Here is a 15,609-nt window from a genome sequence, read left to right on the forward strand (position 1 = left end):
ATATTAAAAACACCTTACAGCGTTACAGCGGCTCCCTGGTCCGGCTGAAAATCGCCGAAGCGTTTCCGTAAGGCCGGGGCGAGGCGCAGGGACGCGCCGAGAGGGCATAGCCTGCAGGGATGCAGGCTGGTGCCCGACCCGATAGCCTGAAGGAATAAGCTGAGGGAACCGCGCAGCGACGATTTTCTTGCCGGTAGCCCGGGTTGCCAGGATGGTGGCGATTGAGCCACCCTGGCACGTTCACCGGTTCGGTGATTTCAGAGTAGCAAGGAACGCAAAGTGAACGGAATCACCTCATTTGCCACATATTTCATAAACCACGTCAAAACTTTGCGAGGCGTTATCCAGAGCTAAAATAAAGATATTGCTGGATAAAATCACAGTAATAAAATGGCGGCGCACCTGCAAAATCAGGTGTCAGGATTGGCGTTCTGAATTACATATATGGGAATGATGTTGCCATAGGCAGCAGCACCACAGGTTTCGTTCACACTTTTGAAAGTTGCGAATATAATAGGCTTCTTCAATTATGGTGGGCTGAACCGGGGCTTCTTTTGAAGCGCCGATTTCCATATTGTCGGTACGCCAATCCGGTTCAGTCTGCCACCCGAAGTTGGCGTTTCTGGTGGTGGTTTTTCAGCATTTAATATGGAAATTATGAATATGGAAAATCAAAATCTTCTCCAGCTTTACAGCGAACTCGAACTCAACACCCCCGATCTCGCCACCCTTGCAGCGCGCTGCAACCTGCTGACTGAAATCCTGGTCGATTGCGACTCGCTGCCGCAGACGCAGCCCATCGCCCGCTGCCTTGCCGCATATCTTGACGCATTCAACGCTGAGCTCGAAAAATCGATGACCGATTTTCGCGTGCTTGATGACGATGAATTACAACCATTGCCGAGAAAAGAGTGGCTGCTGGACAGCACAGAAACCCAGTGCGATTACTGCCGGGCCTTAAATCATGTGTTGCTGGTGTCGCATTTCGATCGCGATCAGCTCCCGCATCTCACCGGCCTGCTGCACGATATTACCCATACTATGCTGGCGGATATGACGGTGCTACGCATTCACTGATGCCTGAAGCAGGCCGTTTTGTAAAAAACAAAAGGCCGGGAAAACCCGGCCTTTATTATTCTCTGTACGCCATCACCGGCGAAAACTCTTAGCGACTACGGAAGACAATGCGGCCTTTGCTCAGGTCGTACGGGGTCAGCTCAACAGTCACTTTGTCGCCCGTCAGAATACGGATATAGTTTTTACGCATTTTACCGGAGATATGCGCGGTAACGACGTGACCGTTTTCCAGTTCTACGCGAAACATGGTGTTAGGTAACGTATCAAGTACGGTACCCTGCATTTCAATATTGTCTTCTTTGGCCATCTAATCCTCTGGGGTATCACTACCAAGTTTTGAACCGGCAAGATAATGCCGAAATTCATCAATTAAGTAAAGATTTGTGCGTTCAAAACGCAACAAAGCAGTTTCAGCGTATTACCCGGACGTCACGGTTCGACCGTACGAAAAGCGCATACGTAAAGGGGAGGTGGCAGGATAAACGGAAGGGCGTTATCGGATGCGAACTATTCCCAAACGGCGGCGGGGCAACAGGCAGAAGCTACTCTGCGGCACAATTATAGCATCATAGGGAAAAATATGCGGAAAACATTTACCCCTGCGGTATAAATAACGTTGTGGGTACCCAGAAGTTTTGCGGTAATTTTTGTACTCGCAGGCTATCCAGATGCTCAAGATATTCGCGTCGCGAGATTTCCATCGCACCCAGTGAGGCGGTATGTTCGTTCAGGACCTGGCAATCAACCAGTTTGCCGCCGCTCTCAGCAAAGCGGGCGCAAAAGACCAGCAGGGCAGTTTTAGAGGCATTCACGGCGCGACTGAACATCGACTCGCCACAAAACAACGCCCCCTGTGCAACCCCGTACATGCCGCCAACCAGCCGATCGTTTTCCCACACTTCTATCGAGTGCGCGTACCCCAGTTCATGCAACCGGTGATAAGCGGCAATGACTTCAGGCGTAACCCAGGTACCCTCGGTGCGATCGTCGGCGCACCCTTCAATCACCTGACCAAAGGCGTGATTAAGGGTAACGCGATACGGAGAGCGGGCGTGAAAGCGCTTCATGCTGCGGCTAACGTGAAAATGCGCGGGCCACAGGATGGCTCGGGGGTCGGGCGACCACCATAAAATCGGGTCGCCGGGAGAAAACCATGGAAAGATGCCGCGCTGGTAAGCCATCAGTAAACGCGATGGGCTCAGGTCGCCGCCCAGGGCCAGCAAACCATTAGGTTCACGCAGCGCCCCTTCCGGAGAAGGGAACGCCAGAGAATGACGAGAAAGCTGGACCAGGCGCATGACAACAAAACTCCAGTACGCGAAGCAGGGATCGGTTCAAATATAGACTACAGACGTTGTTTAAACTGGTAGTAGCGGCCCTGTTTCGCCAACAGCTCTGCATGACTACCTTGCTCAATAATTTTTCCGTTGTCCATCACAATAATTTGATCGAAATCCGCCAGCCCGCGCAGACGGTGCGTCACCATCAGCAGCGTTTTGCCCTGCATCTCTTTCGCCAGTAAATCAAGGATTTGTCGCTCAGTTGTTGCATCCAGACCCTCGGTAGGTTCATCCAGCAGCATTAGCGGCGCATCATGCAGCAACGCGCGTGCAATCGCCAGCCGACGCAGTTCACCGCCAGAAAGCTGACGTCCGCCTTCGCCGAGCCAGCTGTTCAAACCTTCGTCTTCCAGCAGCTTGTGTAAACCCACTTTGGCGAGCATCGCGCTTAATTCGCTATCCGCTGCGCCGGGGGCAGCTAACAGCAGGTTATCGCGCAGGGTCGCGCTGAAAAGATGCACGCGCTGCGGCACTACGCTCACCGACTGACGCAAAGCCTGTTCGCCGATCTGCATCAGCGGTGTGTCGTTGAAGTGAATCTGGCCCTGCGCAGGGTCCCAGGCGCGGGTCAGCAGCTGTAACAGCGTCGATTTGCCACAGCCGGTACGTCCTAACACCGCGACGTGTGCGCCAGCGGGGATCGTCAGATTAACGTTGTCCAACGCCTGCTGCGTCTGACCTTCGTAGGCAAAGCTGACGTCCGTCAGTTGCAGCGCCAGTCGCTCAGGCACGTCGGAGGAGGTGGTGCTGAACTGCACTTCTGGTTGCTGGCTGGTGATTTGCGTGATGCGCAATGCAGACGCCACGACCTGCCCCAGATGCTGAAACGAACCGGTAACGGGCGCGAGGGCTTCAAATGCGGCCAAAGCACAGAACACAAACAAGGCGATCAAAGCACCCGGTTGCGCATTCCCACCCACGCCACCAGAGGCCATCCACAGCATAGCGATCACCGCAAAACCACCAATCAACAGCATCAAAGCCTGGGAGAGGGCGCTCAGTTCTGACTGCTTACGCTGAGCCTCGTGCCAGCTCATCTCGATATTTTCCATCTGCGCACGATAGCGGCGGCTGGCACCGAAAATCGTCAGCTCCGCCTGACCCTGCAACCAGGAGGTGAGCTGCTGGCGGTATTCGCCACGCAGACGGGTCAGATTTTCTCCGGTCGATTTCCCGGCGCGATAAAACAGCGGCGGCAGTAAAAACAGGGTCAACAGCATGATCCCGCCGAGCGCCAGTGCAAGGGTAGCATCCAGCATGCTGAGCCCCAGCGTGACCACCACGATCACCACAAACGCGCCCACCAGTGGGGAGATCACGCGCAGGTATAGGTGATCGAGCGTATCCACATCCGCGACCACGCGGTTCAGCAGTTCGCCCTGGCGATAGCGCGCTAGCCCGGCAGGGGAGAGGGGCAGCAGATTGCTGAAAGTGGTGATGCGCAGATGCTGTAGCACCCGGAATGTGGCGTCATGGCTGACCACTCGCTCGAAATAACGCCCGGCAGTACGGGTTATCGCCGTTCCGCGTACGCCTGCAGCAGGCAGCATATAGTTGAAGCTGTAAAGCCCGGCAAACCCGGCCACCGCGGAGGCCGACAGGAACCAGCCGGAGAGCGTCAGCAGGCTGATACTGGCCAGTAGCGTAATGATTGCCAGCACGATGCCGAGGGTGAGCATCCATTTGTGGCGCATATACAGCGCCAGGTAAGGCAGTAAGGCACGCATCAGATGTCCTCCTGACGGTTGGCCAACAGGGCAGCAAAAGGCCCCTGCGCCGCAGCGAGCGTTGCGTAGTCACCCTGCTCGACGAGGCGACCATTCTCCATCACCCAGATCTGATCCCAGTGGGCGATGCCTTCCAGCTGGTGAGTTACCATGAGCGTGGTTTGCTGCCGGGATGCTTCATCCAGCGCCAGCATCACGCGCTGTTCACTGTGCGCATCCAGGCTGGCGGCGGGCTCATCCAGCAGTAACAGCTGGCAAGGGTTAAGCAGGGCGCGGGCGAGGGCGATACGCTGCGCCTGACCCACGGACAGACCGGCGGCCTGATCGCCGACCACCGTATCGACGCCTTTCGGCAGCAGGGGTAGAAATTCGCTGACCCAGGCACGGTCAAGGACCGACTGCAGTTCGTCGTCTCGTGCATCCGGGCGCGCCAGCAGCACGTTTTCGCGCAGGGTTGACGCCGGAAGCTGCGGGTTCTGGCCGACCCAGCTCAGGTGCTTGCGCCATTCATCAGGATCCAGAGCCGACAGCTCGGTCTGATTAATGCGCAGCGAGCCGCTGTAGGCCATAAAGCCGGATAACGCATTCAGCAGGGAGCTTTTGCCCGATCCGCTGGTGCCGACCAGCACCACGCGTTGACCTGCAGAAAGGGTAAAATTAAGCGGCCCGGCCAGCACTTTACCTTCTGGCGACAGGACGCAAAAATCCTCTGCTTCAACGCTGACCGGACTGTTGGCGTTCAGCGTCACGTCGCCACGCTGCGGATGGGCGAGGGGCGTTTCAAGGAACGTTTTGAGGCTATCCGCGGCGCCAACCGCCTGCGCTTTAGCATGGTAAAAGGTGCCTAAATCGCGTAGCGGCTGGAAAAACTCCGGTGCGAGGATCAGCGTCAGGAAACCTGCAGAAAGGGTGACCGCCGTGCCGTAGTGGCCAAAATCAAAGGCTCCCAGATAGGAGAAGCCGAAATAAACCGCTACCAGGGCTATACACAGTGAGGTGAAGAACTCCAGCACCCCGGAAGATAAGAAGGCCAGACGCAGCACTTCCATGGTGCGCTGACGAAAATCCTGCGACGCCTGACGAATGTTCTCAGTTTCGGCTTCACCGCGACCGAAGATGCGCAGCGTGTCCATCCCGCGCAGGCGGTCGAGGAAGTGGCCGCTGAGACGACCCAGCGCCAGGAAGTTGCGGCGGTTAGCATCTGCGGCACCCATCCCGACCATCGCCATAAACATCGGGATCAGCGGGGCGGTCCCGAGCAGGATCAGCGCGGCAACCCAGTTGTAAGGCAAGATGGCGAGCACGATCAGCACTGGCACAAACACCGCCAGTGCCATCTGTGGCAGATAGCGGGCATAGTAATCATGCATATCATCGATTTGCTCGAGAATAAGCGTTGCCCAGCTTCCGGCAGGTTTGCCCTGAATCCAGGCGGGCCCTGCATCATGCAGCCTGTCGAGCACCTGGCGGCGGATTTCGTAGCGGATATTTTGTCCGGCGTGGAAGCCCACGTGCTCACGCAGCCAGACCACCCAGGCACGCAGGATAAACACCAGGATCAGCACGATAAACGGCAGGAGCAACGCTTCTCGCGGAATATTTTCCATGATCATGTGATTAAGAATGCGGGCCAGAAGCCAGGCCTGACCGACAATCAACAGGCCGCTGATAAACCCCAAAAGGCGGGAGATATTCAGCCAGCGGCGGGAAAGTACACTTTGCTGCTTGAGCCAGCGAGTCAGCTCTTGTTGACGGGTTTTTTCCATTGCGTGCTTAGCAGGTGACGTTATTAGGTATTGGGCACGGCAATGTTACAACGCAGAGACAATAAAGGCGACTTATCGCCGCCTTTTTTACGTTTGTAGCTGACTTGTAAAGATTATTTACGTTGGTCGGCTAATCCGTCGAGATAACGTTCGGCATCCAGCGCCGCCATACAGCCGGTTCCGGCAGAGGTGATTGCCTGACGGTAAATATGGTCCATCACATCGCCTGCGGCGAAAACGCCAGGGATGCTGGTCTGGGTGGCGTTGCCATGGATCCCGGACTGCACTTTGATGTAGCCGTTTTCCAGTTCCAACTGACCGTCAAAAATCCCGGTATTCGGGCTGTGGCCGATGGCAACAAACAGACCGGCAACTTCCAGGGTCTCGACGTTGTCCGTGTTTTGCGTGTCACGAATACGCAGACCCGCCACGCCCATCTGATCGCCGGTGACTTCTTCCAGCGTGCGGTGGGTGTGCAGCACAATGTTGCCGCTGGCCACTTTATCCATCAGACGTTTGATCAGGATTTTTTCAGCGCGGAAAGTATCGCGGCGGTGGATCAGGTGCACTTCAGAGGCGATGTTCGCCAGATAAAGCGCTTCTTCAACCGCGGTGTTGCCGCCGCCGATGACCGCCACTTTCTGATTGCGGTAGAAGAAACCGTCACAGGTCGCACAGGCAGAAACGCCACGGCCTTTGAACGCCTCTTCGGAAGGCAGACCCAGGTAACGGGCAGAAGCGCCGGTGGCAATGATCAGCGCGTCACAGGTGTACTCTGCGTTGTCGCCGATCAGGCGGAACGGACGGTTCTGCAGATCGACCTTGTTGATGTGGTCAAAAATGATTTCGGTATCAAATTTGGCAGCGTGCTCATGCATACGTTCCATCAGCAGCGGCCCGGTCAGGCCTTCAGGATCGCCTGGCCAGTTTTCTACTTCAGTGGTGGTGGTCAACTGACCGCCTTTTTCCATGCCCGTAATCAGTACCGGTTGCAGGTTAGCGCGTGCAGCATAGACCGCTGCGGTATATCCCGCAGGTCCAGAACCAAGGATGAGCAGTTTACTGTGTTTGGCCGTGACCATGAGATCCCCATTGTTGTTTGCAGATATTTTCACGGATTGTAGGGAATTTGTTGCCGTAAAAAAAGAGCACTGCGATTTTGTTAACGATGGTTGTAATAGAGGAGGGCAATGAGTCGCTGTTGAGAGGTGGTGATTTTATCGCCAGCCCCGCCGGGCAATCGGTCGAAACGTCGTCGATAAGGTGAGGATTAATCGCCGGTCGCAATGAATATCCGGCATGTTGTACTAAAATTCGATGTTTTGCTTTGACAATCCCCTGCGCTTTTGCGAAAACATTGAAGGAAGAAAAAAAAGCGGTCTTTGTGTAACGCATAGTCATGCACAAAATCACCATTTTTACCGGGTCAGCGAAATCTACGCATGGTGTGGACAGATGCCATACGTGATGTTGATGGCTGCCTTTGGGCACGGTCTTCTTACCACATAACCCCAATCGACATCGCGCAAACTAAAACACAGGTGATGCGATTAATAACGGGGAAAGACTCTGAACAGTGAAGTGCACAGGGTCCTGGCAGGAGTTAGGGAAGGAATACAGAGAGACAATAATAATGGTAGATAGCAAGAAGCGCCCTGGCAAAGATCTCGACCGCATCGATCGTAACATTCTTAATGAGTTGCAAAAGGATGGGCGTATTTCCAACGTCGAGCTTTCAAAACGTGTGGGACTTTCCCCGACGCCGTGCCTTGAGCGTGTGCGCCGACTGGAAAGACAGGGTTTTATTCAGGGCTATACAGCTCTGCTGAACCCGCATTATCTGGATGCCTCACTTCTGGTATTTGTTGAGATTACTCTGAATCGTGGCGCCCCGGATGTGTTTGAGCAATTTAACTCCGCTGTGCAAAAACTTGAAGAAATTCAAGAGTGTCATCTGGTTTCCGGCGATTTCGACTACCTGTTGAAAACCCGTGTACCTGATATGTCCGCTTATCGTAAGCTGCTGGGTGAAACCCTGCTGCGACTGCCTGGCGTGAACGACACCCGTACCTATGTGGTAATGGAAGAAGTCAAACAGAGCAATCGTCTGGTTATTAAGACGCGCTAACACGGAACAGGTGCAATATGAGCGTACTTTGATTACACTCCTGTTAATCCATACAGCAACAGTGTCGGGATCCCGGCACTGTTGTCCGTTTTAGCACTCAGGCCGGAAATGCCTGATACCTGGAGAGCCTTTCTTGAGCCAGGAATACACCGAAGACAAAGAAGTCAATTTAACCAAACTGAGCAGTGGACGCCGACTCCTTGAGGCGTTATTGCTGCTTGTTGCCCTGTTTGCCGTCTGGCTGATGGCGGCCTTACTCAGTTTCAATCCTTCCGATCCCAGCTGGTCGCAAACCGCATGGCATGAGCCTATCCATAATCTGGGTGGCGTTCCTGGTGCCTGGCTTGCCGATACGCTGTTCTTTATTTTTGGCGTGATGGCCTACACCCTGCCGGTGATCATTATCGGCGGCTGCTGGTTTGCCTGGCGCCATCGTCAGAACGATGACTATATCGACTATTTTGCCGTCTCGCTGCGCCTGATTGGTGCGCTGGCATTGCTTCTGACTTCCTGCGGCCTGGCGGCAATTAACGCCGACGATATCTGGTATTTCGCCTCGGGTGGCGTGATCGGCAGCCTGCTGAGTACCGCGCTGCAGCCGATGCTGCACAGTAGCGGCGGTACCATTGCACTGCTATGCGTCTGGGGCGCAGGGTTGACGCTGTTCACCGGCTGGTCCTGGGTCAGCATTGCCGAAAAGCTCGGCAGCGTGATCCTCAATATCCTGACCTTTGCGAGTAATCGCACCCGTCGTGATGACACCTGGGTCAACGACGAAGAGTATGAAGATGACTACGATGAAGATGAGCCGGCCGTTGAGCACCGGGAATCTCGTCGTGCCCGCATTCTGCGTGGCGCGCTGGCGCGCCGTAAAAGCGTGGCCGAGAAATTTTCCAATCCATTAGGTCGCAAAACGGATGCCGCGCTGTTTTCCGGTAAACGTATGGACGACGACGAGGTGGCGTACAGCGCCCGTGGCGTCGCGGCCGATCCGGATGACGTGCTGTTTTCCGGCAACCGCGCGCTGACGTCTGACTATGATGAGTACGATCCGCTTCTGAACGGCCACTCGGTCGCTGAACCGATCGCGGCCGCTGCTGCCGCAACTGCGGCCACCCAGGTGTATGCCGCACCGGTAGATCCGGTGATCCCTGCGCCGAGTATTCCTGATGCACCATTGCAATCGCCGGTGGTTGAATGGCAAACCGTCCCTGGGGTGCCTGTCTCTGACGCGGTCATTGCGCCCGAGCCAGAGCAGTGGCAGCCACCTTACCAGCCTGAGCCGGTTTACCAGCCAGAGCCGGTATATACACAGTACGAACCGCTGCAGCCCGAGCCCGTTATGGCTCCGCCGACGGTGGAAGAACCGCCTGTCGAAGAGGTGAAAGCGACCCGTCCGCCGCTCTACTACTTTGAAGAAGTGGAAGAAAAGCGCGCCCGCGAGCGCGAACAGCTGGCGGCCTGGTATCAGCCGATTCCCGAGCCGGCTCAGGAACCTGCCGTGGTAAAACCGGCTGAGATCCCTTCTGTTCCTGTACCGGCGTTTGATCCGGTATCTGCCGCTGCTGCGGTGGCACCTGTGGCCGCAAGCGTGCAGCAGGCGACCGCTGCGGCAAGCGCCGCCGCGCCGTTATTTAACCTGGCGTCAAGTGGCGCACCGCGTCCGCAGGTCAAAGAGGGCATTGGCCCGCAGCTGCCGCGCCCTAACCGTGTGCGCGTCCCGACTCGCCGTGAGCTGGCCTCTTTTGGCATTAAACTGCCTTCGCAGCGCATGGCTGAAGAGGAGAAAGCACGTGAGGAGGGGCGTCAGCAGTACGACGACGACCAGTACAATGATGATGCGGATGAGATGCAGCAGGATGAGCTGGCGCGCCAGTTTGCCCAGCAGCAACAGCAGCGTTATGGCGAAGAGTCTCAGCCTGAGCCAAAGCATTATCAGCAGGAAGAAGATGACGACGCCGCAGAGCAGGCGCTGGCGCGACAGTTCGCCGCGACGCAGCAGCAGCGCTATGCCGGGGAACAGCCCAAAGGGGCGAGTCCGTTCTCGCTGGCAGACTTCGAATTTTCACCCATGAAAGATCTGGTGGATGATACCCCAAGTGAACCGCTGTTCACTCCGGGCGTGATGCCAGACGCCGAGCCGCCGCGCCAGGCTTATACGCCACCGCAGCCTGCCGTGGCCGCGCCGCCGGTGCAGCAACCGCAGCAATATGCGCAGCCGCAGCCATTCGCTCAGCCGCAACAAGTCACACAACCGCAGCAGCCTGTGCAGATGCCGCAGCCGCAGGTTCAGCCACCGCAGCCGCAGGTTCAGCCACCGCAGCCGCAGGTTCAGCCGCAGCAGAGCCTGATTCACCCGCTGCTGATGCGTAACGGTGACAGTCGTCCGCTTCAGAGACCGACCACGCCGCTGCCGTCGTTTGATCTGCTTACGCCGCCGCCGACGGAAGTCGAACCGGTTGATACCTTTGCACTGGATCAGATGGCACGTCTGGTTGAGCTACGTCTTGCCGACTTCCGTATTAAAGCGGACGTGGTGAACTACTCTCCGGGCCCGGTGATCACCCGCTTTGAGCTGAACCTTGCGCCAGGTGTTAAAGCCGCGCGTATTTCAAACCTCTCCCGTGACCTGGCGCGTTCGCTGTCGACCGTTGCCGTGCGCGTGGTCGAGGTCATTCCAGGTAAACCGTATGTGGGACTGGAACTACCGAATAAAAAGCGCCAGACCGTTTACCTGCGTGAAGTCCTCGATAACGCCAAATTCCGTGATAACCCATCGCCGTTGAGCGTGGTGCTGGGTAAAGATATTGCCGGTGAACCGGTGATTGCGGATCTGGCAAAAATGCCGCACCTGCTGGTGGCCGGTACCACGGGTTCCGGTAAGTCTGTCGGCGTGAACGCCATGATCCTCAGCATTCTGTACAAAGCCCAGCCGGAAGATGTGCGTTTCATCATGATCGACCCGAAAATGCTGGAACTGTCGGTTTATGAAGGGATCCCGCATCTGCTGACCGAAGTGGTCACCGATATGAAAGATGCGGCCAACGCCCTGCGCTGGAGCGTCAACGAGATGGAACGCCGCTACAAGCTGATGTCGGCACTGGGCGTGCGTAACCTCGCAGGCTATAACGATATTATTGCGGAAGCGGCCAAGATGGGACGTCCAATCCCGGATCCGTACTGGAAACCGGGTGACAGCATGGATGCCCAGCATCCGGTGCTGGAAAAACTGCCGTATATCGTGGTGCTGGTGGATGAATTTGCCGACCTGATGATGACTGTCGGCAAGAAAGTGGAAGAGTTGATTGCCCGACTGGCGCAAAAAGCGCGTGCGGCAGGGATCCACCTGGTGCTGGCGACGCAGCGTCCGTCTGTAGACGTGATCACGGGTCTGATTAAAGCCAACATCCCGACCCGTATCGCCTTTACCGTATCGAGCAAAATCGACTCCCGCACCATCCTCGATCAGTCCGGTGCGGAATCACTGCTCGGCATGGGGGACATGCTCTATTCCGGGCCGAACTCCACCTCGCCGGTGCGTGTTCACGGCGCGTTTGTCCGTGACCAGGAAGTGCATGCCGTGGTGCAGGACTGGAAGGCACGTGGCCGTCCACAGTACGTTGATGGCATCACCTCTGACAGCGAAAGCGAAGGTGGCAGTGGCGGCGGTGTTGACGGCGGTGAAGATCTCGATCCGTTGTTCGACCAGGCCGTCAATTTCGTCACCGAAAAACGCAAAGCGTCGATCTCCGGGGTCCAGCGCCAGTTCCGCATCGGCTACAACCGTGCGGCGCGTATTATCGAGCAGATGGAAGCGCAGGGGATCGTCAGCGAGCAGGGCCATAACGGTAACCGTGAAGTGCTGGCACCGCCACCGTTTGAGTGATTCGCCCGCGATTGCAAAGATGGGTAAATCAGCAAAATTTAAGCATTTTCTTCTGTCGCCTGCCTGCGGGCAGGTCCAGAATAGTTGACAGAAAGCTCCCATATCGGGATGACGTCTTGTAAGGAATAACAATGAAAAAAATCGCTATCACCTGTGCATTACTGACCAGCCTCGTGGCAAGCAGCGTCTGGGCTGATGCCGCCAGCGATCTGAAAAGCCGTCTGGATAAAGTCAGCAGCTTCCACGCCAGCTTCACTCAGAAAGTGACTGACGGCAGCGGTAACGCTGTGCAAGAAGGTCAGGGCGATCTGTGGGTTAAACGTCCGAATCTGTTCAACTGGCATATGACGCAGCCGGATGAAAGCATTCTCGTCTCTGACGGACAAACCCTGTGGTTCTTTAACCCGTTTGTTGAGCAGGCTACGGCGACCTGGCTGAAAGATGCCACCAGCAACACCCCGTTTATGCTGATCGCCCGTAATCAGACCAGCGACTGGCAGCAGTACAACATTAAACAGAATGGCGATGACTTTATCCTGACGCCAAAAGGCGGCAGCGGCAACCTGAAGCAGTTCACCATCAACGTTAGCGCGAATGGCACCATCAATCAGTTCAGCGCCGTTGAGCAGGACGAACAGCGCAGCAGTTATCAGCTGAAATCACAGCAAAACGGTGCCATTGATGCATCAAAATTCACCTTTACTCCGCCGAAGGGCGTAACGGTGGATGACCAACGTAACAAGTAAGAGGCGTGAGTGGGTAACCTGTCGCTCGATTTTTCAGATAATGCGTTTCAACCTCTGGCCGCCCGTATGAGGCCAGAAAATTTAGCGCAATACATCGGCCAGCAGCATCTGCTGGCTGCGGGCAAACCCTTGCCGCGTGCTATAGAGGCCGGGCATCTGCATTCGATGATCCTGTGGGGGCCGCCGGGTACCGGTAAGACCACGTTGGCCGAAGTCATCGCCCGCTATGCGGATGCTGACGTCGAGCGCATTTCTGCCGTCACTTCCGGGGTGAAAGAGATCCGTGAAGCGATTGAACGTGCGCGCCAAAGCCGCAATGCCGGTCGCCGCACAATCCTCTTTGTCGACGAAGTCCACCGCTTCAATAAGAGCCAGCAGGATGCATTCCTGCCGCATATCGAAGACGGCACCATCACCTTTATCGGCGCCACCACCGAAAATCCCTCGTTTGAACTGAACTCTGCGCTGTTGTCACGCGCCCGCGTGTACCTGCTTAAATCGCTCACTGCCGAAGACATTGAACGAGTGTTAACGCAGGCGATGGACGATAAAGCGCGCGGCTACGGCGGGCAAGATATCGTTCTGCCTGACGAAACCCGCCGCGCTATCGCGGAGCTGGTCAACGGCGATGCACGTCGGGCGCTGAACACGCTGGAGATGATGGCCGACATGGCCGAGTCTGATACCAGTGGCAAGCGTGTGCTACTACCGGCCCTGCTCACTGAAATCGCCGGGGAGCGCAGCGCGCGTTTTGACAATAAAGGCGACCGTTTCTACGACCTGATCTCCGCGCTGCATAAATCGGTGCGCGGCAGTTCACCTGATGCCGCCCTGTACTGGTATGCGCGCATTATTACCGCCGGGGGCGATCCGCTGTACGTTGCGCGCCGCTGTCTGGCTATTGCCTCGGAAGATGTCGGTAACGCCGATCCGCGCGCCATGCAGGTGGCGATATCCGCCTGGGACTGTTTTACCCGGGTAGGGCCTGCGGAAGGTGAACGCGCCATTGCGCAGGCGATTGTTTATCTGGCCTGTGCGCCAAAAAGTAATGCCGTTTATACCGCATTCAAGGCCGCGATGTCCGACGCCCGCGAGCGGCCTGACTACGACGTGCCGGTCCATCTGCGCAATGCCCCGACCAAACTGATGAAAGAGATGGGGTACGGTCAGGAGTATCGCTACGCGCATGATGAACCCAACGCGTATGCTGCCGGAGAAGCCTATTTTCCGCAGGAAATGGCACAAACGCGTTATTATCATCCATCAAACAGGGGGCTTGAGGGCAAGATTGGCGAAAAGCTCGCCTGGTTGGCCGGACAGGATCAAAATAGCCCTATAAAACGCTACCGTTAGGGCAATCGTTGCGGTAATGTTGGTAACCTATCGGATGATCGCAGGCTGCGGTCATTTCCTCCTATTTTTTAATTCGATAAGCACAGGATAAGCATGCTCGATCCCAATCTGTTGCGTAACGAGCCAGACGCAGTCGCTGAAAAACTGGCACGCCGGGGCTTTAAGCTGGATGTAGATAAGCTGGGCGCTCTCGAAGAGCGTCGTAAAGTTTTGCAGGTACAAACCGAAAACTTGCAGGCAGAGCGTAACTCTCGATCGAAATCCATCGGCCAGGCAAAAGCGCGCGGGGAAGACATTGAGCCATTGCGTCTGGAAGTGAACAAACTCGGTGAAGAGCTGGACCAGGCGAAGGCTGAGCTGGAAGAACTGCTCGCGGAAATCCGCAACATCGCGCTGGCTATCCCGAACACCCCTGACGACAGTGTGCCTGTCGGTAAAGACGAAAATGACAACGTCGAAGTGAAACGCTGGGGCACGCCTCGCGAGTTCGATTTTGACGTGCGCGACCATGTCACCCTCGGCGAAATGCACGCAGGCCTCGATTTTGCCGCGGGTGTTAAGCTGACCGGTTCCCGTTTTGTAGTGATGAAAGGGCAGATTGCCCACCTGCATCGCGCGCTGGCCCAGTTCATGCTGGATCTGCACACCGAGCAGCACGGCTACAGCGAAACTTACGTTCCGTATCTGGTTAACCACGATACGCTGTACGGCACAGGCCAGCTGCCGAAATTTGCCGGCGATCTGTTCCACACCCGTCCGCTGGATGAAGAAGCCGACAGCAGCAACTATGCGTTGATCCCAACCGCAGAAGTGCCGCTGACCAACCTTGTTCGCGACGAAATCATCGACGAAGACGATCTGCCGATCAAACTGACTGCACACTCACCGTGCTTCCGTTCTGAAGCGGGTTCCTATGGTCGCGATACCCGTGGTCTGATCCGTATGCACCAGTTCGACAAAGTCGAAATGGTCCAGATCGTACGCCCGGAAGAGTCTATGGCTGCGCTGGAAGAGATGACCGGTCATGCTGAAAAAGTGCTGGAGCTGCTGGGTCTGCCATACCGCCGCCTGGCGCTGTGTACTGGTGACATGGGCTTTAGCGCCTGCAAAACCTTCGACCTGGAAGTCTGGGTTCCGGCGCAGGGCACCTACCGTGAAATCTCCTCCTGTTCCAACGTCGGGGATTTCCAGGCTCGCCGTATGCAATCGCGTTGCCGCAACAAGTCTGACAAGAAAATCCGTCTGGTTCATACTCTGAACGGTTCGGGTCTGGCTGTTGGACGTACGCTGGTAGCGGTGCTGGAAAACTATCAGCAGGCTGACGGACGCATCGAAATTCCTGAAGTACTGCGCCCTTACATGAAAGGCCAACAGTACATCGGTTAATCTGCTTTAACGAAAAAAGCGCCTGCGGGCGCTTTTTTTATGCCCCGCTTTTGACATCAGGCAATACCGCTTACTTCCAAAGTAGTAATACTTCCCCCGCAGAGTATTAGCACAATTCACTGCTAACGCTCTCATTCATTATATAAATAACTATATAGCGGTTACTGCCGCACATTTGATCTTTGTGAGCAATCAAAGTG

The 15,609-nt window shown here is 56.0% G+C and carries 12 protein-coding genes; 6 read left to right on the forward strand and 6 right to left on the reverse strand.

All coding sequences use genetic code 11. The features are described 5' to 3' along the window. The first annotated feature begins 648 nt into the window (after positions 1-648). Positions 649-1,077: a hypothetical protein gene (locus M8013_RS19345; RefSeq protein ID WP_418939549.1), complete on the forward strand. Its 429-nt coding sequence runs from the start codon at positions 649-651 to the stop codon at positions 1,075-1,077. Between the two features lie 88 nt (positions 1,078-1,165). Here the strand turns inward: M8013_RS19345 and infA are convergent, their stop codons facing one another. From infA to M8013_RS19375, 6 genes are all read right to left on the reverse strand, one after another. Further along, positions 1,166-1,384, reverse strand: coding sequence for a translation initiation factor IF-1 (gene infA, locus M8013_RS19350; protein ID WP_002211347.1), 219 nt, complete (start codon positions 1,382-1,384; stop codon positions 1,166-1,168). Between the two features lie 286 nt (positions 1,385-1,670). Beyond that, positions 1,671-2,375 (reverse strand): leucyl/phenylalanyl-tRNA--protein transferase, encoded by a 705-nt coding sequence (gene aat / locus M8013_RS19355; RefSeq protein WP_271269401.1) that lies wholly within the window; start codon positions 2,373-2,375, stop codon positions 1,671-1,673. Positions 2,376-2,422: 47 nt separating this feature from the next. Beyond that, positions 2,423-4,144, reverse strand: coding sequence for a heme ABC transporter ATP-binding protein/permease CydC (cydC, locus tag M8013_RS19360; protein WP_271269402.1), 1,722 nt, complete (start codon positions 4,142-4,144; stop codon positions 2,423-2,425). Then, positions 4,144-5,910 (reverse strand): heme ABC transporter permease/ATP-binding protein CydD, encoded by a 1,767-nt coding sequence (gene cydD / locus M8013_RS19365; RefSeq protein ID WP_271269403.1) that lies wholly within the window; start codon positions 5,908-5,910, stop codon positions 4,144-4,146. The genes cydC and cydD overlap by 1 nt, the downstream gene beginning before the upstream one ends. Positions 5,911-6,023: 113 nt before the next feature. After that, on the reverse strand, positions 6,024-6,992 hold the full coding sequence (trxB, locus tag M8013_RS19370) for a thioredoxin-disulfide reductase (RefSeq protein ID WP_271269404.1): 969 nt from the start codon (positions 6,990-6,992) through the stop codon (positions 6,024-6,026). Then, positions 6,970-7,401 (reverse strand): hypothetical protein, encoded by a 432-nt coding sequence (locus M8013_RS19375; protein ID WP_271269405.1) that lies wholly within the window; start codon positions 7,399-7,401, stop codon positions 6,970-6,972. The genes trxB and M8013_RS19375 overlap by 23 nt, the downstream gene beginning before the upstream one ends. A 142-nt stretch (positions 7,402-7,543) precedes the next feature. On the opposite strand from M8013_RS19375, the gene lrp reads away from it, so the two are divergent. The 5 genes from lrp (at position 7,544) to serS (ending at position 15,409) form a co-directional block, all read left to right on the forward strand. Further along, positions 7,544-8,038 (forward strand): leucine-responsive transcriptional regulator Lrp, encoded by a 495-nt coding sequence (gene lrp / locus M8013_RS19380; RefSeq protein WP_002439523.1) that lies wholly within the window; start codon positions 7,544-7,546, stop codon positions 8,036-8,038. 133 nt (positions 8,039-8,171) lie between these two features. Then, the gene (gene ftsK / locus M8013_RS19385) at positions 8,172-11,924 is read left to right on the forward strand and encodes a DNA translocase FtsK (protein ID WP_271269406.1); all 3,753 of its coding nucleotides are present in this window, start codon (positions 8,172-8,174) and stop codon (positions 11,922-11,924) included. 131 nt (positions 11,925-12,055) lie between these two features. After that, positions 12,056-12,670 (forward strand): outer membrane lipoprotein periplasmic chaperone LolA, encoded by a 615-nt coding sequence (gene lolA / locus M8013_RS19390; protein WP_271269407.1) that lies wholly within the window; start codon positions 12,056-12,058, stop codon positions 12,668-12,670. A gap of 9 nt (positions 12,671-12,679) precedes the next feature. Then, entirely contained in the window at positions 12,680-14,023 is a 1,344-nt protein-coding gene (gene rarA / locus M8013_RS19395) for a replication-associated recombination protein RarA (protein WP_271269408.1), read from the forward strand. 93 nt (positions 14,024-14,116) lie between these two features. After that, positions 14,117-15,409: a serine--tRNA ligase gene (gene serS / locus M8013_RS19400; RefSeq protein ID WP_271269409.1), complete on the forward strand. Its 1,293-nt coding sequence runs from the start codon at positions 14,117-14,119 to the stop codon at positions 15,407-15,409. Positions 15,410-15,609: the final 200 nt, after the last annotated feature.

The organism is Silvania confinis, assembly GCF_025564085.1.
GTDB lineage: Bacteria > Pseudomonadota > Gammaproteobacteria > Enterobacterales > Enterobacteriaceae > Enterobacter > Enterobacter confinis.